Source organism: Deinococcus aquiradiocola, from assembly GCF_014646915.1.
GTDB classification, from domain to species: domain Bacteria; phylum Deinococcota; class Deinococci; order Deinococcales; family Deinococcaceae; genus Deinococcus; species Deinococcus aquiradiocola.
The window spans coordinates 26,212-42,524 of sequence record NZ_BMOE01000001.1 but is presented as its reverse complement, the minus strand read 5'-3'; the positions used below and the strand labels follow the sequence as shown (position 1 = coordinate 42,524).

Sequence of the window (16,313 nt, the reverse complement as noted above, 5' to 3'; positions counted from 1 at the left end):
GCGCCAGTGCGGTGTCCGTGACGTTTGACGGACACGCGGTCTTTATAGTGGCTTCATGTTCCGAGCGGTCCTGCGTTCCTGCGCCCTCCTCTTCACCCTGGCCGTCCCGCTCCTCGCGGGCTGCGCCCCCACCGCCCTGCACGCCGCCCAGCCGGGCACCGACCCCCTCGACGCGCAGGACCTCACGCCGCGCCCCGCCGGGAGCCCCGACGTGCTCGTGCTGGCCGTGTCGGGCCGCTGCCCCCTCCCCTGCCGCTCGCCGGGCGACAACATCGATTACCTCACGCCGCGCGGCACGCTGGCGGCCGTCATGGCGACCCTGCAGGCACAGGGCCTCAGCGTGCAGGGGTACGGCGCCGCGGACCACATCACGCACCACCGGGCCGTCACCATCGTGCAGGCGCAGGTCGGTGCAGGCAAAACCGTCCCGAACGAGCAGGACGGCTTCGTGCAGCTTGACGCGCGCCTGAAAGACGCGTACGACGCGTGGATCGCGGGGCGCAGCAACCCCACCCGCATCGTGCTGCTCGCGCACTCGCACGGCGTGGTGTGGACGCACGCGCTCGCCCGGGCGCACCCGGAAGTGCCGATCAGCGTCATGATCGACCTCGACGGCGTGTGCGACCTGTGGGAGACGGACCACCGCCGCCCCGTGCAGACGTACCTGCAGAGCCTGCCCCGCAACCCCTACGGCTTCGACCTGTCGGACAGCTGCGGATCCGTGCGGGTCGGGCACATCCGGTACGACCTCAAGGACGTCGTGTACCCCAACGTCGCCGTGAACCTCGAAGTGCAGAGCCAGCGCCTCCTGAGCGGCCAGGGCGGCAAAATGATCGCGAACCTCCCCTTCGACGCGCTCGGCAACATCCGCACGGACGGCAGCAGCGGCGGCATCCGCACCTTCCGCGTGAACGGCGAGACGCACAGCAGCGTCACCCTGCCCGGCAGCCGCGCCGTCAGCTGGGTCCGCGCCGAACTCGGAACACTCAGCGCCCACTGGGGGTCCGGCACCACCGCCGCGCAGCCCGCACCCGCCGCACCCTGAACGCACCCCGCGCGGCCCTGTACAAGCACCGCGCGGGTCTGCTACCCTGAGTGCCGCGCTCAGCGCTCCGGGGACATAGCTCAGCGGGAGAGCGCCTGCTTTGCAAGCAGGATGTCCGGGGTTCGAATCCCCGTGTCTCCACCACACGTGCAGGGCCCGTTCTCAGGAGCGGGCCCTGTTCCTTTGCCGATACGCAGTCCCTGTGCCGCCGTTCTGCCGCCGTGCGGCCCCTCTTCCACTCCGCCCTTCTGGTGCGGTGGGGAAACGTGGTGCGGTTCGGACGTCCCCGCGAGAAACGCTCTACGCTGAACGGGTGACCGCTCAATCCACGCTCGCACGTGACGTTCAGGCCCTTCAGGACCGCCTGCCGCACGGACATCAGACGGGGCTCGAACGCCTCGAATCGGCCCGCACCACCGTCGTCTGGGTCACGCGCCCAGGCCCCGACGCCCAGAACGTCCACAAGCTGCAGGTGCGCGTGCAGGACGCCGAGACGCCCGAACGGACGGCGGCGCACCTCGCGGAGGCCCTGACACGGCTGGAAGGTGCCGCGCTGCAGGGTCGGCTGCCGCTGGTGCCCGCCCGGCAGGCCGCGCCGCTGCTCGGCCTGCGGGACGCCCGCGGCTGGCAGTACTTCATGGACCTGTAATACGGACTCCGGTCCGTCAGACAGGCGAGCCCTGCATACCCGGCCGGGGGTGAACAGGAGGGGCGCCTGCCTTCCGCCGGGCCTGCCGGGCGCCTGCTCTCATGAGGGCTCTCGTGTGGCGCTCATCCGAAGTCAGGTCCGGCCGCTACGCTGCCCGGATGACTGCCGATCACGCTCTGCCCCTGCCGCCCCGACTCGAGACGAGGGAGGTGACGCTCGACCGGGCTGTGCCCGCCGCCGAGCGGGAGGCGCTGCTGGCGCGGCTGGCGTCCTCACCGCTGTTCACGCCGCCCAGCGATCCGCGCCTGATGCGCCCGAGACCGGCGTTCGAGCTGTTGACGCCGGAGGGGGGCGGGCCGAGCGTGGTGCGGGTCACGGCGGTGGGCATGGACCTGCCGAACGTGGTGCGGCTGGTGCGGGTGGTGCTGCGCCTGCAGGCGCAGGTCGCGCGTCCCTGACGCTCAGGGGCCGGGCGCGCGTCCCGGGCTTCAGGGAGAGGGCGCGCGTCCCGGGCTTCAGGAGCAGGGCGTCGGGGACTGGTGCGTGAGCGCGTACTGGAGGGCCTGTTCGGGTGGGACGGGGCGGGAGTACAGGTAGCCCTGCCCGTGTGTGCAGCCGAGGTCCTGCACGGCCTGGACCTGTTCCTGCGTTTCGAGGCCCTCGGCGACGACGCGCAGGCCGAGGTGTCCGGCCATGGTGATGACGCCTGCCACGATGGCCCGCTGGCGGTTCCCGCCGGGGAGGGGAGCGACGAAGGACCGGTCGATCTTGAGGGTGCTGATGGGGTGGCGCTGCACGGCGGCGAGGGACGCGTACCCCGTGCCGAAGTCGTCGAGGGACAGCGGGACGCCGCGTGAGGCCAGGGTGTGCAGCGCGTGAACCGCTTCGGCCGTGTCGAAGAGGCTCGATTCGGTCACTTCGAGTTCCAGGCCCTCGGGCAGGTCGAAGAGCAGCACCTGGTCCTCGGGGCGGGTGCTCTGCTGCACCTGCTGGTCGTCGAGGTTCACGGACACCGTGAGGCGTTCCAGGCCGGGAACGGCGCGCCATGCGGCGAGCTGCCGGGCGGCCTCGTGCAGGACCCAGGTGCCGAGCGGCGCGACGAGCCCGGTGCTGGTGGCGACCTCCATGAAGTGACCGGGGTACAGCAGGCCGCGTTCGGGGTGCTGCCAGCGCACGAGCGCTTCGAAGCCCGTGCAGGCGCCCGTGCCAAGGTGAACGATCGGCTGGTAGTGCAGGCGGAGTTCGCCGGCGGGGATGGCGCGCCGCAGTTCGCGTTCCAGCGTGACGCGCTGCATGACGGCGTCGTGCATGCTCTGGTCGAAAAGGGCGGAGCAGTTGCGGCCGGAGCGTTTGGCACGGTACATGGCGGTGTCGGCGTCGCGCAGCGGGTCGTCCAGTTCGCGGTAGGCGGGCGTGGCGACGGTCGCGCCGATGGAGGCCGTGACGGGCGTCTGGTGGCCCTGCAGGTTGATGGGGAGGGCCATGGCGGCCTGGACGCGCCGCACGACGCTCATGACGTTCATCTCGTCGCAGGGCGCGTCGAGCAGGACGGCGAACTCGTCCCCGCCGAGCCGGGCGACGGTGTCGCTCTTGCGGACGGCGGTGCGCAGTCGCGCAGCGACTTCCAGCAGCACGCGGTCGCCCATCAGGTGGCCGTAGGCGTCGTTGATGTGCTTGAACCCGTCGAGGTCAAGGTAGATGACGGCGTAGGGCGCGTCGGGGCGGCGGCGGTAGCGGTTCATCGCCAGTTCGAGCAGGTGGCGCAGGTATGTGCGGTTGGGCAGGCCGGTGAGGCGGTCGTGCATGGCGTCGTGCCGCAGGCGGTTCTCGACGTTGCGGCGTTCGGTGATGTCGTGCATGGCGATCACGGCGCCCATCCGGGTGCCGTCCGGGGCGGTGAGGGGACCGCCGGACGCGAGCAGGACACGGCGGGCCTGTCCATGCGGCGCGATGACCATCTCGACGTTCTGGAGGTGCTCGCCGTTCCAGGCGCGGACGAGCGGGACGCGGCCGGTGGGGAGGAGCGTGGTGCCGTCCGCTTCGTACAGGTCGAAGTGCTGCGCCCACTCGCCCGGGTGGACGGTCACGTCGCGCACACCGTGGATGTCGCGGCTGCTGCGGTTGAAGACGGTGAGGCGGCCGTGTTCGTCGCAGGCGACGATGGCGTCCTGCACGTTTTCGAGGACGGCACTGAGAGCGGCGCGGGCGACGTCGGCCTCGCGGGCGGCGCGGTGGTGCTCGGTGATGTCGCGGCCTTCGGGCACGATGAGGTCCACCTGTCCGTCCGGTCCGGGGACGGGGGTGAGGCTGAAGTCGACGGTGCTGTGCCTGCCCTGCGCGCTCGTGACCTCGATGTCGAAGCGGACGAATTCGCCGTTCGCGGCGCGCTGCACGGCCTGCCGGACAGCGTCCCGTTTGGCGGGCGTGTCCCACCAGGGCGCGTCCCAGAAGGGGCGGCCGAGGACGGCGGCGCGGGTGGTGGCAGCGAAGGCGAGGGTGGTGGCGTTCGCGTCGATGAAGGTGCCGTCCGGCGCGACGACGCCCTGGAACTGGAAGGCGTGGTCGTACACGTCGCGCAGGCGGTTGCGTTCGGTGGTGGTGGCGAGGTGGTCCCGGTGCTGCCGGACGGCCCAGGCGACGGCGTTCAGGGCGGGCCGGTCGCTGGGCTGCAGGGCACGTGTGGCGAGGAGCGCGAGGCCCGGCAGGTCGTGCCCGGCGAGCGGGGCGGCGTGGCCGTGCGGGGCGGGGTGCAGGCGGGGGTCGTGATCGGGGAGGACGAGGGCGCCGCTCAGTCCGAGTGCGTCGAGCAGGGGTTGAAGCGCCTCCGTGAGGGTGGGCGCGAAGCGGTGTGGGGGGCGCACCGGTTCATCTTAAAATTCACACCCTGATGACAATGTGAAATTTCCCTTAGTGCCCGCCGGACCCCCCCAGCGACGACAAAAAGGGAAATGTGAAAGATGAGTCGGGAATGAAGGGGACTCAGCGGCCCGCCACCCGCACCCGCTTCTCCAGCACGTCCGTGAACAGCGTCAGCACCGTCGTCAGGGCCAGGTACACCGCACCCAGCGTCACGTACACCGGCACGAACTGGAAGCTGGAACTCGCGATGCGGCCACCCTGATTCACCAGTTCCAGAATCCCGATCACGGACGCCAGCGAACTGTCCTTCAGCAGTGCCACGAGGTTGTTCACGAGCGGCGGCACCACGATCCGCATCGCCTGCGGCAGCACCACGCTCTGCATCGTCTGCCCGCCACTCAGGCCCAGCGAGCGCGCCGCCTCCGTCTGCCCGCGCGGCACTGCCTGGATGCCAGCCCGGATCACCTCGGCGTTGTACGCACCGACGTTCAGCGCCAGCGCCAGCACCGCCGACCAGTAGTCGTTCAGCTGAACGGGAATGTGCAGCGCCTGAAAGATGAGCGGCAGCGCGTTGTAGGCGAACAGGATCTGCAGCAGCAGCGGCGTCCCGCGGATGAGCCACACGTAGATGCCGCCCAGCCAGCGCAGCGGCGGGAAGGCACTCGTGCGTGCCAGACCCATCAGCACCCCGACCCCCAGCCCGATCACGCCCGAGGCGAGCGTCAGGTACAGCGTCATCTGCGCGGCCGACACGAACAGGTCCGCGTTCTCCCCGATCGGGGCAGGCATGCGCCGCAATACGAGCGTGATGACGAGGAACAGCAGGTAAAAGGCCGCCGCCGCGCCCAGCAGCCACCCCAGCATCGCCAGTCCGGAGGTCGGACCCTTGCGGGAAGTCGCGGAGGAGGGAACCGTCACGCCGCACGCCCTTCCGGGAGCGGCTGTACAGAAATGGAAGGGTTGAACATTTGGGAGAGTATGTCACATCACGCGCCCGTCTCGCCCGGCTGCCCGGCGGAACAGAGGGGCGCCGACCACCCCCCAGGGCCCCTGCCGGAACCTTCACAAGTCAGGTGGGAAAGTGTCAGATTTCTCACGCTATGATGTGGTTCATGACCCTCACCCCACACACGCTGACCGTCGAAGCCTCGACGCCGCTGGGGTACCGAGGAGGCGTGGAACACCTGCGCGCCCGCTGGCAGGACCAGCCGGTGTTCATCAAGCAGCTCGGCAGCCGCGACCCGGAACAGCAGGAACGCTTCGCGCACGAGGGATTCATCGCCCGGCGACTCGCGCACCCGCTCCTCGTGCCGCTGCTCGCGCACAGCCCGCAGCAGCTCGTCTTCCCGTACGTGGACGGCTGCACCCTGCGCGACCTGATCGAGGAAGGCCCCCTCGACCCGGCCGCCGCCGTGCGCGTCACGCTCGGCCTGCTGGACGTCGTCACGTACCTGCACGCGCAGGGCGTCACGCACCACGACCTGAAACCAGAGAACGTCATGCTGCAGGACCGCGAACAGGCCGCCCACGCCGTGCGCCTCATCGACCTCGGCATGGCGCACGACCGCCACGCGACCAGCGACACGCACGCCGGAACGCGCATGGGCACCCCGCACTTCATGGCGCCCGAACAGTTCCAGGGCGTGCGCGGCGACCCGCGCAGCGACGTGTACGCCCTCGGCGTCCTCCTGTGGGACGCGATCGCCGGGCACCCCCCCTACGCGGACCCGCTCTGCTGGCTGATCGGGCGGCCCGCCACGCGCGACCCGCTGCCCGGCCCGGCCGCGCTGCACCCCATCCTGGACCGCTGCCTGCAGCACTCGCCCGCCGACCGCTACGCGAGCGTCATGGACCTCGCCGCCGCCCTGAACGCCGTCCCGCTCTGAACCCGGACGGGCGCGCCGCCGGGCGCGGCGTGAAGCGCGTCCTGTTCTCCCCACCCGGCACCCGCTACACTGCCCCCCATGTTCCTGGCGTTCAGCGGTCACCCCTTCCTGGCCGAAGAGCAGGCGCGCGACGTGCTGTCCCGGCGCGGCCTGCACCTGCGCGACCTGCCGCGCCTGGGCGGCGACGACGTACGCGCCGAGACGGCCGCCCCGCTCCTCGCGCCGTCCCTGTTCGGGGACGCGGCCGTCCTGATCGACCTGACGGGCGTCAAGGTGCCCGCCGGATTCATGGACCTGCTCGCGAAGTCCGGCGCGACCGCCGTGATGCTGGACCCCTCCCCCACCGCCGCGCGCCTCAAGCTGTACGAGGCGCAGGGCGAGCACCACGCCTCCCCCGCCCCCACCAAGCAGGGCGACGTGACCGGCTGGGTCACGAAACGCGCGCAGGGTATGCGCCTGAAACTCGACCGGGAGGCCGCGTCGTACCTCGCCGAGGTGTTCGGCGCGGACCTCGCCGGAATCGTCGCCGAACTCAACAAACTTCAGCTGCTGGACGACACACGCCTCGACCGCCCGGCCGTCTCGCGCGTGGTGGGTCTCGAAGCGCCGGGCGACTCCTTCGCCATGCTGGGCGCCGCGACCGCCGGACGACCCGCCGAGGCACTCCTTCAGCTGCGCCGCCTCCTCGCGAGCGGCGAGGACCCCTTCAAGCTGATGGGCGCCGTCGTGTGGCAGTACAGCCTCGTGGCGCGCAGCGTGGCCCTGCTGCAGACCGGTGAACGCGTCACGGAGACGCTCGCCGCGCAACGCCTGAACGTCAAACCTTACCCCGCCAAGAAGGCCCTGGAAGTCGCGCGCCGCCTGAACGAAGCCAGAATCCGGGCGCACCTGGGCCGCATCCTGGAAGCTGACCAGGCCATGAAGAGGGGCCTGGACGCGGGCGCCGTGATGGAGCGCCTGATGGTGCAGCTCAGCCTGTAGGACGCCGCGTCAGACGGTGTTGGTGCTCGCGGCCGGGCGGCGGCTTCGCGTTCCACTCGGCTGAACTCCAGAAGTTCAGCTCAAACCCGGATCAGACGAGGAACACGCGAAGCCGCTGGCGGCGTCCCTCGCGGATCAGGGCGTCGCGGGCCGCGGCGACGGTTCGCGGGTCGGGGTGCTGCACGCTGAGGCGCGTGCGCGGGCGGCCGGAGGCGTCCTCGCCGACGTGCGCGCGGACGAGCGCGCCGCCCTGCAGGACGGTGGGCGCTTGCAGCAGCGCGTCGAGCGTGCCGTGCGGCAGGGCGTCCTGACCGGCGGGCGGGAGGACGTTCAGCCATTCCTCGGTCGGGCCGTCCGGCGTCCAGGGGGCCGCCGGGCCGCTGTCAGCCGGGCCGCTGTCAGCCGGGCCGCTGTCAGCCGGGCCGCTGTCGTCCGGGGTGCTCAACTGCCGCTCCTGGCGCCCACGCGGGCGGCCGCGTCCCGCAGCTGGTCTGCGGGCCACACCTCGCCCGCGACGGCCAGCGTCAGGTGCAGGGCGTCCAGACCGCCCGGTCCGGTGAAGAGGGGCCCGGTGCCCGCCTGCCGGTCGCTCACGGGCGCGTCCGGTTCGAGGTGTGCGGGCCGGTACCCCCAGACGGTGTCGGTGAGTGGGCCGGGGCAGCCGACCTCGCGGCCCTCCAGCAGGCCCGCCTCGCCCAGCACGAGCAGGCCGCTGCCGCACGCGCCGACCGGAATGCGGGCCGACCGCGCGGCGGTCAGCAGGGCCTGCAGGGCCGGGTCGCGGCCCGCCTTCTGCGCGCCCGTCCCGCCCGGCACGAGCACCGCCGCGAGGGACGGCGCGGCCGCGAACGCCAGCTGCGGCGTGAGGACGAGGCCGCCCGCGCTGAGCAGGCTCCCGCGCGTCCGGGCGAGCGTCAGTGCGGCCGAGTCGGGCGTGCCGACCGTGCCGGGCAGCGTGACGCCCAGCAGCAGGCCCAGCATCACGCCGAGCTCCAGTTCGTTCACGCCCGGGTACACGACGACGCCCACCTGCGGGCCGGGCGGGGGGAACGGCTCGGCGGGCTGTACGGTGCCCGGCAGGGTCACTGGTACGGGCGCTCCACGCGGTACACGAGCCGCGCGAGGGGCGGCGCGACGACGCCCGTCTGACTCAGTTCGCTGATCGCTTCCGGGCTGAGCCGCTCCACCCGGCGCAGGTACGTGCGGAGCGTGTCCAGCGAATCGAACCGCCGGGGGTGCGGGTCGTTCTGGACGTGCAGGTCGAGCCACATGGCGCGGGTGTCGCTGAAGCCGTTCATAGTTCCCGCAGGTCCTCCCACAGCTGCCAGCCGACACCTTGCGGCATGGCTTCCAGCAGCGGTCCGAGCGCGGTGGACGCGGCGAGCGCGTCGCCGTTCAGGTCGTCGCTGGTGGGGCGCGCGTCGTACACCTGCAGGACCGTGAACTGGTAGAAGGTCTGACTGGCGGTCGGCTCGCCGTTCTCGAAGAACGCGAAGGGCGGCTGCACCGCGTCCCAGAGGAGGTACGCCTCGTCCAGCTCGCGCGGCAGGTAGGACTCCAGGTCGAGGTCGGCGTGCGCCGGGTGCCACAGATACCCCTGCAACAGGCGGATCGCGGCGCGGCCTTGTGGATCGCTCACGCGTCCACTGTACCGCGTCCGGCCCGGCGCGGCGCGGGACGGTCCGGCCGCCGCGTCACCGGGCGCCTGTTCGCGCGATTCGCCGCGCGCTTCAGACGGGCTGGCCGAGCCAGTCGGCGAGGCGGCGTTCGAAGTCCTCGTGGCGGGTGTGGTCGTACAGCAGGCCGTGGAAGCCCGCGCGTCCGGCCGCGTCGATGTTCTCCTGCACGTCGTCCACGAAGGCCACCTGCGCGGCCGGGACGCCCATCGCGTCCTCCAGCGCCTGGAAGGACGCCGGGTCGGGTTTCTTCACGCCGATCTCGTTGCTGAACACGGGGTTGTGCAGGCGCGAGAAGGCCGGGTCCTGCCGCAGGTGATCGCTCACGACGGGGTAGTTGTTGCTGAGCAGGCCCACGCGCACCTCCTGCGGCAGGCGGGCGAGCAGGGCGTACATCGGTTCGTTCCGGTGAATGCTGCCCAGGTACAGCGTCTCGAAGTCCGGGTACGTGAAGGCGGGGTCTGCGGCGGCAGCGCCGCTCTCCTGCGCGAGCACCTCCCAGAACTGCGGGAGCGTCCACGCGCCCACCTCCAGCTGACGCACGTGCCGGAAGTAACTGTCCCGCACGGCCTGCACCGGCAGCCCGAGGCGCTCGGCGAGGCGGGCGGTGGAGCGGCCGTCGAAGGTGCCGACCGTGTACACGCCGCCCCAGTCGAACGCCACGTGGCGGGAGGGGGCGGCAGTGGACGGCTGGGACGCGAGATCGTTCATGGCTGGCATGATGCCATCCCGCGCGCCGGGCAGCGGGCAGGCCGACTAGAGCGGACGGTCAGGCGAGGTCCGGGACGAGCAGGCCACGGCGCGTCCAGGCACTGTGGTTCAGGGTCCGGACGGCCGCGTACACCTTGAGCCAGTCGGCCTGCTCGTGCCCCTCCGCCTGCCCGAGCCGCACGCCGCGCCCGTGCCGGGACACCTGCACGCGGTGCGCGTCCAGCAGTGCCGCCACGCCCGCCCCCTGGTGCAGGCGCGCGTCGATCTCCTCGCTCTGCGTGGGCACGAACGGCAGCGCGGACGTGCTGCTCAGCACGGCGGCCGTCCCGCTCGCCCGGTCGCGCAGCAGGGTGGCCGCCACCACGAACGGCAGGCTCGCGCGGGAGTGTTCCGGCGTCTCGCTCCAGCGCACGGCGACCGCCACGTCCGGCGCGAGCAGCATGGCCCGCAGGTGCCGCACCTCCGAGATGAGCGGCAGGTAGTACACGCCGAGATCCACGGCGCCCAGGGTCAGCAGCTCCTGCCGCAGCGCCGCCAGCTGCCGGGACTGTTCGGCCGTCCCGCCCCAGCTGCGTTCCGCCTGCGGCTGGTACTCCTGCTCGCGCGGGACGGGATCCGCCAGGACGGGCCGCCCCTCCAGGCGCGCCTGGCTCAGTTCGGGCATCAGGCGCTGCGCGGCAGACTCGCCGAGCAGGTCCTGCAGTTCCTCGGCGGTCAGGGCCGCGAGGTTCAGTCTGGGAGGGCGCGCGGTCCCCTTCTCGCTGGGGTCGCTGCCGGACGGAGGCGCTGGAGTGAGAGGTTCGGACACGGACCCTCATTCTAACAGGCGGGGTGCGCGGCGCTTCATCCGGGCGGACTGGCATACTGGACCGCATGACCACGCCCACCCCCAGCAACGCCGCCGAACCGCAGTACGAAGCCCTGGTGCGCAGGGTCGCGCAGGAACTCGCGGCCCACGCGGGCGACATCGTGATCCTCGCGCACGTCGACCCGGACGGCGACGCGCTCGGCAGCTGCCTCGGCCTGCAGCGCGCGCTGCGTGCCGCCGGAAAACGCGCGCAGACGTACATGCGCCTCCCTCAGTACCTGGAGTTCCTGCCGCAGGACGGCGAGGTGCTGGACGAACTGCACGCGTGGCCCGAAGACGCGCTGCTGGTGGTGCTGGACGTCGACAACAACGACGCGCGGCGCGTGCAGGGCGCGGACCTCGGCCGCTTCACGGGCCGCGTCATCAACGTCGACCATCACGGCACGAACGTGCGCCGCGCCGACGTGAGCCTCGTGGACCCCACGCAGGCGGCCACGGCGGGCATGGTGGCCGACATTGCCGACGTGCTGCTCGCGCAGGCGGGCGCCGCATGGACGCCCGACATCGCCACGCCCCTCCTGACGGGCCTGAACACCGACACCGGCTCGTTCCGGTTCGCGAACACCACGCCCGCCGTGCTGCGTCAGGCGGCCGTGCTGGTGGAGCGCGGCGCGCAGCTCGCATGGATCAACGACCGGCTGTCGCAGAATCCGCCCCGGTACTTCGCGCTGCTCAAGGAGGTGCTGGGCAGCATGACCTTCAGCCACGGCGGCCTGATCGTGACGGCCCGCGTGGACAGCGACATGCTCGCCCGTGCCAGTGCCGAGTGGGACGACGTGGAATCCTACGTGAACACCATCCGCAGCGCGCGCGGCACGGAACTCGCGTGCCTCTTCAAGGATTACGGCACGCACGTCAAGGTGTCGCTCCGGTCGCGCGGGCGGGTGTCGGCGCAGAACATCGCCGTGACGCTCGGCGGGGGCGGGCACTTCCCGGCGGCAGGCGCGACCGTGCAGGCCGCGTTCCCGGAGGTACAGGCGGCCTTCGACGCGGCGGCCAGTGCGGAACTCGCCCGCGTGGGCCTGAACGGCTGAGACAGTGTTGAGCTGAACGCCAGAAGTTCAGCCGGGCGAAGCGAGCGCCAAAACTACGGTTTGGAGGAGATGAAAGGGACGCCGGCGGTGGTTCCGGCATCCCTGGAATCGGAGCAAACCCGTGTGGCCCATCCAGGCCCGGACGGCGTGCGGAGCAGCGCACCGACCCGTGACAGCGGCTGCCCCCGATCCGGTGAAGATCGGGGGCAGCTGCGCGTTTCATCTGTGGGCGGCCGGTCGGATCACGCCAGTCTCTTACTTGCGGGTGACGACGTACCTGCCGTTCACGTACCGGATGCTGCCGCCTTCGAAGTCGGCGGCCCAGCCGCCACCAGTCATGAACTGGTCACGGACGGGGAAGCCGAGGAAGCTGCCGGACCCGCCGAGCCCCTGGTACTTTTTGAGGACGTCCCCGACGAGCCAGAAGGTGCCGTGCTTCTCGCTGAAGTACAGCGCGCCGTTCTGGAAGTAGCCGTACAGGCCGGTGGTGCCGAAGGTGTTGCGGGTGATGATCTTCTCGTCACCGGCGGCCCAGCCGAGGCGGCTGGGGGGACGGTTGCCGCCCTCGGCCTGCGCGAGCGCCAGGTAGCGTTTCAGGATGCTGCCGTGCACGGCGTACGCGCGGCTGCTGCCGTCGGCGTGCAGGACCACGGCGTCACCGTAGGCGGCCACACCGCTGAACTTCTGCCACACGCCGGTGCCCCAGCGGGTCACGTAGGTGCTGGCGTCGCCGAGGGATTCGGTGCCCTTGGTACGGCTGTACGCGGCCTGGATGGCGGCGTCGAAGGTACTGTCCTGGCGTTCGCCCGGCTGGATCTGCGTGACGGGCTGGGTGGGGGCGGGCTGCACGGGCGCAGGCTGAACCGGGGCGGGCTGGACGGGCGCAGGCTGCACGGGCGCGGGCTGGACGGGGGCAGGCTGGACGGTGCCGGTGCTGCCGCCGTTGCCGTTCTGACCGAAGGGGTACGGAGTGTAGCCGTTCTGGCCGCCGCCGACGTAGAAGTACGCGGTGTCGGTCACCCAGGTGCCCTGGTCGAGGGGGCTGACGACGATGCTGAGGGCCTGCGCGAGCTTGTCCTGGCCGCTGAAGCCGACCTGTGCGAAGCCCTGACTGCCCGCGAAGTTGGCGATCTGGTCGATGTTGAGCTTGGTGCGCGACGCGACGGCGAGCAGCTTGTCCTGCCCTTCGGGGCCGCCGACGGTGAGGCTGTACTTGGCGTTCTGTCCGGGGAAGCGGCGGGTGGTGTTGGCCTTCACGAAGTTGTCGCCCTCGTAGCCGTTCGGGAAGAACAGGTCGATCTGGCCGTCAGCGTTGACGTTGAAGAGGTACACGTAGGCGTCCTGGGTGGCCTTGACGGCCACGCTCAGCTTGTCGCCGATGGCGTAGCGGGGGTTGGCCTGGCCGGTCGTGTCGCGGTTCGTCCAGACCTGCACGCTCAGGTCGCCGGGCGTGGGGTTCACGATGATGCTCTGCGCGGTGATCTTGGGGGCGGCGGAGGCGGTGGCGGTCATGCCCATCAGCAGGGCGGCGCTCAGCAGGGTGCGTCGGTTCATGCGGGCACCGTAGAGTCCGGAACTGACGAGTGCCTGAACCCGCATGGACGCCACCTAAAGGACCACGCCGGACGAGCAGGGCAGAAAATGCCCTCCCAGGGCCGTTCGGCGCGGGGAGGGTCGGGGCATACCGGGGACGCGTTCCCCAAGGTCCGGTGAAGGGCAGGGGTCAGGTCACGTCAGGTTCAGGGCGAGCCGGAACTGCCCCGGGTTCAGAAGACGATGGGGCGCACGTTGGCGCTCGCGCTGCCGCACGACACGGTGACGCCCACCTGGGCGGGCGTGACGGTGCAGGCGAGGGAGCGCAGGCCGTCCACGGGGAACAGCAGGTTCCGGCCGTCGCTGACCGGCGCGAGCGGCAGGTCGACGCTGCCGCCGCCGAGCGTGGCGGTCTTCTTGCCGCTGTTGACGGTGAGGACCGGGCCGCCCGCGACGGACGCGAGGCGGTACGCGCCGTTCCCGATCGACGCGACGTTCACGAGGCCCCTGAGGTCCGTGTCGAGCACGTACGCCTGACCCTTCACGATGCCGGCGGGCATGGCTGGCGTGGCGGGCACGGCGGTGGTGGTGCGCGGCAGGCCGTCCACGACGACGAGCGCCTCGGTGGGGCTGAGCTGCGCGAGGAGGATGTACGCGCGGTCCATGCCGGTCCTGACGATCATGCTGGAGGACTTCTCGCTGGCGGTCGTCTTCCAGTCGGACACGATGCGGCCGTTCATCTTGCCGCGCAGGACGCTGCGCAGGGACGGCAGGGTGTTCTGGGTGTAGAGGCACACGGCGCTGCCGGTGACCTTGAGGTTCTTGGGGCAGGAGATGAGGCGGCCCTTGACGGTGCCGCTCACCTCGACGGCCAGCGCGGAAGTCACGTCGAGCGTCACGGCGCCCTTGGGGGCGGGGGTGGGCGCCACTTTCGGCGCGGCGGGCTGCACGGGTGCGGGCGTGGCCGGGGCAGCCTGGGCAGGCGCGGGCTGCGCGGCGGGGGTGGCCGGGGTGCTCTGCGCGGCGGCCAGTGAAGCGCCGAGCAGCGCGGTGAGCGTCAACCCCAGGCGGGCGCGCGAAAGGCCAGGGCGGAGACGCTGGAGCGGAAGAGGCCGGAGCGGCGAGCGACTGGAGCGATCAAACATGCGGGCATGTTAAAGGTTCCGGATGAGCGTCCACTTTGAATCCCGGTCAGCGGGGCGTCCTGGCGGGCACGCACTCGGCGTCCGGCACGTGTGAGTCGGCAGGGAGACACATGAAGGCTTCTTTCAGGTGTCCTCAGGAGGGAAGGCCTAGCCTGGACGCATGCTGTCCATTCCGCTCGACCGGTCGTCCCGCGCAGGCAGGCCTGCCTCTGCCCTGCCGCGCCCGCTGGATTTCACGTATCCGTCCAACCGGACCGCGCTGTTCGGCAGCGTGGCGTTCGGGGCGTTGACGCTGGCGCTCACGCGGGACCTTCGCCGCAGTGCGGGGGTAGGCGGGCAGAGCCTGTTCGGGTGGATGACGGCGCGGGAACTCGACCCGGACGCCCCGCAGAGCGCGTCCGTGGCGCTGGTCGCGGCGGGCGCGGTGGCGCTCTCGGCGGCGCTGGGCAGGCCGGGGCGGGACGGTCCGGGGCGGGCGGCGCCGGTCCTGCCGGGCCTCGCTGCGATGAGTGCCCTGCGGGTCCTGACGGGCACGGTGGGGCACGCGCCCAGCCGTCAGGACGCGGCGGCGCTGGCGGTGCAGGCTGGCCTCGCGGCGCTGACGGGGCAGCGCGCCGCAGCCCTGGTGCCGGGCGCGGCGCTCGCACTCGCGGCGCGCGAGCCGGACGCGCTGCGCTGCGAGGTGCCGTGGGCGTCGCCCGCCGCGTTCGGTGCGGCACTGCTGCCCGCCCGCCGGACCGGGGGTGCCGCAGAGGTACACGAAGGGACGCCATCAGGGCGGGGGCAGACGGTGCTGGCTGACCTGCTCGCCCTCTCCGCGCTCGGGACGGGCCGCTGGATGAGTGCGCCCGAGACGCCCAGCAGCCGCTGCGACGAGATGCCGCTCCTCGTGTCCGGACCGCGCCTGCGCGCGAGCCGCCTCCTGGCCCTCGGGACGCTCGCGGCGGGTGTGCTGCGCGGCGAGTCGCTGGGGCTCGCGCCGCTCGCCGCTGCCGCCCTGGGGGTCGGGACGCGGCGCGCCTGGCCGGACGCGCAGGCGTTCCTCAAGGGCCGCTCAAGACCGGAGGGCGCGGAGGTGGCCCGCCCGGCCCGCCCGGCCCCTACGCTGACCTCATGAACGGCCTCTCCCGTCAGATTGTCCTGCTGCTCGTGACGGTCAGCACACTCGTCATGAACGCCCTCAGCACGTCCCTGCCCCTCTTCGGTCACAGCAACGAGGAGATCAGCGGCAACCTCCCCAACGCCTTCACGCCCGCCGGAGTGACGTTCGCGGTGTGGGGCGTGATCTTCCTGGGCCTCGTGGTGTTCGCGGTGTATCAGGCGCTGCCGGGCCAGCGGAGCGCGCGGTACGACGCGCTGTTCTGGCCGTACCTGCTCTCGAACGTCCTGAACAGCACGTGGCTGTGCGCGTTCCAGAGCCTGCACTTCGGGCTCAGCGTGCTGGTGATGCTGGCGCTGCTCGCGTCGCTGGTGTGGCTGTACGTGAGGCTGGACCGAATGCGGCTGCGCGGCGCGGAACGCTTCGCGCTGGGCGTGCCCGTCAGCCTGTACCTCGCGTGGATTTCGGTCGCGACGGTCGCCAACGTCACGGCGTGGCTCGTGAGCCTCGGGGTCACGCAGGGCCTGGCGGGCGTGTCGGCACCCGTGTGGTCGGCGGTGCTGGCGTGCGTGGCGGGCGGCATCGGCGCGTTCATGCTGGCGCGCCGCCGGGACGTGGCGTTCGGGCTGGTGCTGGTGTGGGCGCTGTACGGCGTGTACCTCGCCCGGCCCGAGCAGGGCACCGTCGTGACGGGCGTGCTGGTGGCTGGGGCGCTGCTGGTGCTGGGGCTGGCGTTCGGGTTCGGGCGCGCGCGGCGTCACCCGCTGCAGCTGCTGTGACGGGGTGGAAGCGCGGGGTGACCGGTAGCGGCGGCCCCGGTCACCCCG

General features: G+C 71.8%; 18 protein-coding genes and 1 tRNA gene. 9 read left to right on the top strand and 10 right to left on the bottom strand.

What is annotated here, in order from left to right:
- The first annotated feature begins 55 nt into the window (after positions 1-55).
- The 4 genes from IEY33_RS00255 to IEY33_RS00240 all read left to right on the top strand — a co-directional run bounded on the left by IEY33_RS00255 (position 56) and on the right by IEY33_RS00240 (position 2,152).
- Complete coding sequence (locus IEY33_RS00255; protein ID WP_188960239.1) at positions 56-1,045, top strand: hypothetical protein; 990 nt, start codon at positions 56-58, stop codon at positions 1,043-1,045.
- A gap of 69 nt (positions 1,046-1,114) precedes the next feature.
- Positions 1,115-1,189: transfer RNA gene (locus IEY33_RS00250), tRNA-Ala, on the top strand.
- 169 nt (positions 1,190-1,358) lie between these two features.
- The gene (locus IEY33_RS00245) at positions 1,359-1,694 is read left to right on the top strand and encodes a hypothetical protein (RefSeq protein ID WP_188960238.1); all 336 of its coding nucleotides are present in this window, start codon (positions 1,359-1,361) and stop codon (positions 1,692-1,694) included.
- Positions 1,695-1,852: 158 nt separating this feature from the next.
- Positions 1,853-2,152: a hypothetical protein gene (locus IEY33_RS00240; RefSeq protein ID WP_188960237.1), complete on the top strand. Its 300-nt coding sequence runs from the start codon at positions 1,853-1,855 to the stop codon at positions 2,150-2,152.
- A gap of 57 nt (positions 2,153-2,209) precedes the next feature.
- On the opposite strand, the gene IEY33_RS00235 is transcribed toward IEY33_RS00240, so the two are convergent.
- Positions 2,210-4,555: a putative bifunctional diguanylate cyclase/phosphodiesterase gene (locus IEY33_RS00235; RefSeq protein WP_188960236.1), complete on the bottom strand. Its 2,346-nt coding sequence runs from the start codon at positions 4,553-4,555 to the stop codon at positions 2,210-2,212.
- Positions 4,556-4,673: 118 nt separating this feature from the next.
- Positions 4,674-5,417 (bottom strand): amino acid ABC transporter permease, encoded by a 744-nt coding sequence (locus IEY33_RS00230; protein ID WP_188960896.1) that lies wholly within the window; start codon positions 5,415-5,417, stop codon positions 4,674-4,676.
- 248 nt (positions 5,418-5,665) lie between these two features.
- Between IEY33_RS00230 and IEY33_RS00225 the strand changes: the two genes are divergently transcribed.
- A complete protein-coding gene (locus IEY33_RS00225; protein ID WP_188960235.1) occupies positions 5,666-6,439 on the top strand; it encodes a serine/threonine-protein kinase in 774 nt (257 codons plus the stop codon).
- Between the two features lie 78 nt (positions 6,440-6,517).
- Positions 6,518-7,420: a DNA polymerase III subunit delta gene (gene holA, locus IEY33_RS00220; RefSeq protein WP_188960234.1), complete on the top strand. Its 903-nt coding sequence runs from the start codon at positions 6,518-6,520 to the stop codon at positions 7,418-7,420.
- Between the two features lie 91 nt (positions 7,421-7,511).
- On the opposite strand, the gene IEY33_RS00215 is transcribed toward holA, so the two are convergent.
- The 6 genes from IEY33_RS00215 to IEY33_RS00190 all read right to left on the bottom strand — a co-directional run bounded on the left by IEY33_RS00215 (position 7,512) and on the right by IEY33_RS00190 (position 10,615).
- Positions 7,512-7,865, bottom strand: a complete 354-nt coding sequence (locus IEY33_RS00215; RefSeq protein WP_188960233.1) for a hypothetical protein — start codon at positions 7,863-7,865, stop codon at positions 7,512-7,514.
- Positions 7,862-8,506 carry a helix-turn-helix domain-containing protein gene (locus tag IEY33_RS00210; RefSeq protein ID WP_229670638.1) on the bottom strand — a complete coding sequence of 215 codons (645 nt, stop codon included), beginning with the start codon at positions 8,504-8,506 and terminating at the stop codon, positions 7,862-7,864. Before IEY33_RS00210 ends, IEY33_RS00215 begins: the two co-directional genes overlap by 4 nt.
- Positions 8,503-8,718, bottom strand: a complete 216-nt coding sequence (locus IEY33_RS00205) for a hypothetical protein (RefSeq protein WP_229670637.1) — start codon at positions 8,716-8,718, stop codon at positions 8,503-8,505. Before IEY33_RS00205 ends, IEY33_RS00210 begins: the two co-directional genes overlap by 4 nt.
- Positions 8,715-9,059, bottom strand: a complete 345-nt coding sequence (locus tag IEY33_RS00200) for a DUF3208 domain-containing protein (RefSeq protein WP_188960232.1) — start codon at positions 9,057-9,059, stop codon at positions 8,715-8,717. Before IEY33_RS00200 ends, IEY33_RS00205 begins: the two co-directional genes overlap by 4 nt.
- A gap of 91 nt (positions 9,060-9,150) precedes the next feature.
- On the bottom strand, positions 9,151-9,807 hold the full coding sequence (locus tag IEY33_RS00195; RefSeq protein ID WP_188960231.1) for an HAD family hydrolase: 657 nt from the start codon (positions 9,805-9,807) through the stop codon (positions 9,151-9,153).
- A gap of 58 nt (positions 9,808-9,865) precedes the next feature.
- Positions 9,866-10,615: a hypothetical protein gene (locus tag IEY33_RS00190; protein WP_229670636.1), complete on the bottom strand. Its 750-nt coding sequence runs from the start codon at positions 10,613-10,615 to the stop codon at positions 9,866-9,868.
- A gap of 65 nt (positions 10,616-10,680) precedes the next feature.
- On the opposite strand from IEY33_RS00190, the gene IEY33_RS00185 reads away from it, so the two are divergent.
- Entirely contained in the window at positions 10,681-11,709 is a 1,029-nt protein-coding gene (locus IEY33_RS00185) for a DHH family phosphoesterase (protein WP_188960230.1), read from the top strand.
- 255 nt (positions 11,710-11,964) lie between these two features.
- On the opposite strand, the gene IEY33_RS00180 is transcribed toward IEY33_RS00185, so the two are convergent.
- Both IEY33_RS00180 and IEY33_RS00175 read right to left on the bottom strand, forming a co-directional pair.
- A complete protein-coding gene (locus tag IEY33_RS00180) occupies positions 11,965-13,263 on the bottom strand; it encodes a DUF4384 domain-containing protein (protein WP_188960229.1) in 1,299 nt (432 codons plus the stop codon).
- A 212-nt stretch (positions 13,264-13,475) separates the two neighbouring features.
- Positions 13,476-14,387, bottom strand: a complete 912-nt coding sequence (locus tag IEY33_RS00175) for a hypothetical protein (protein ID WP_229670635.1) — start codon at positions 14,385-14,387, stop codon at positions 13,476-13,478.
- Between the two features lie 160 nt (positions 14,388-14,547).
- On the opposite strand from IEY33_RS00175, the gene IEY33_RS00170 reads away from it, so the two are divergent.
- Together IEY33_RS00170 and IEY33_RS00165 are read left to right on the top strand one after the other, a co-directional pair.
- Positions 14,548-15,504 (top strand): hypothetical protein, encoded by a 957-nt coding sequence (locus IEY33_RS00170; protein ID WP_188960228.1) that lies wholly within the window; start codon positions 14,548-14,550, stop codon positions 15,502-15,504.
- Positions 15,501-16,265 (top strand): TspO/MBR family protein, encoded by a 765-nt coding sequence (locus IEY33_RS00165; RefSeq protein WP_188960227.1) that lies wholly within the window; start codon positions 15,501-15,503, stop codon positions 16,263-16,265. Before IEY33_RS00170 ends, IEY33_RS00165 begins: the two co-directional genes overlap by 4 nt.
- Positions 16,266-16,313: the final 48 nt, after the last annotated feature.

Bases quoted from the DNA above. Each gene is read 5' to 3' on its own strand.
- IEY33_RS00255 (WP_188960239.1), top strand. From the start codon at position 56: ATGTTCCGAGCGGTCCTGCGTTCCTGCGCCCTCCTCTTCACCCTGGCC.
- IEY33_RS00240 (WP_188960237.1), top strand. From the start codon at position 1,853: ATGACTGCCGATCACGCTCTGCCCCTGCCGCCCCGACTCGAGACGAGG.
- IEY33_RS00230 (WP_188960896.1), bottom strand. From the start codon at position 5,417: ATGCTGGGGTGGCTGCTGGGCGCGGCGGCGGCCTTTTACCTGCTGTTC.
- IEY33_RS00225 (WP_188960235.1), top strand. From the start codon at position 5,666: ATGACCCTCACCCCACACACGCTGACCGTCGAAGCCTCGACGCCGCTG.
- holA (WP_188960234.1), top strand. From the start codon at position 6,518: ATGTTCCTGGCGTTCAGCGGTCACCCCTTCCTGGCCGAAGAGCAGGCG.
- IEY33_RS00205 (WP_229670637.1), bottom strand. From the start codon at position 8,718: ATGAACGGCTTCAGCGACACCCGCGCCATGTGGCTCGACCTGCACGTC.
- IEY33_RS00195 (WP_188960231.1), bottom strand. From the start codon at position 9,807: ATGAACGATCTCGCGTCCCAGCCGTCCACTGCCGCCCCCTCCCGCCAC.
- IEY33_RS00185 (WP_188960230.1), top strand. From the start codon at position 10,681: ATGACCACGCCCACCCCCAGCAACGCCGCCGAACCGCAGTACGAAGCC.
- IEY33_RS00180 (WP_188960229.1), bottom strand. From the start codon at position 13,263: ATGAACCGACGCACCCTGCTGAGCGCCGCCCTGCTGATGGGCATGACC.
- IEY33_RS00175 (WP_229670635.1), bottom strand. From the start codon at position 14,387: ATGTTTGATCGCTCCAGTCGCTCGCCGCTCCGGCCTCTTCCGCTCCAG.
- IEY33_RS00170 (WP_188960228.1), top strand. From the start codon at position 14,548: ATGCTGTCCATTCCGCTCGACCGGTCGTCCCGCGCAGGCAGGCCTGCC.
- IEY33_RS00165 (WP_188960227.1), top strand. From the start codon at position 15,501: ATGAACGGCCTCTCCCGTCAGATTGTCCTGCTGCTCGTGACGGTCAGC.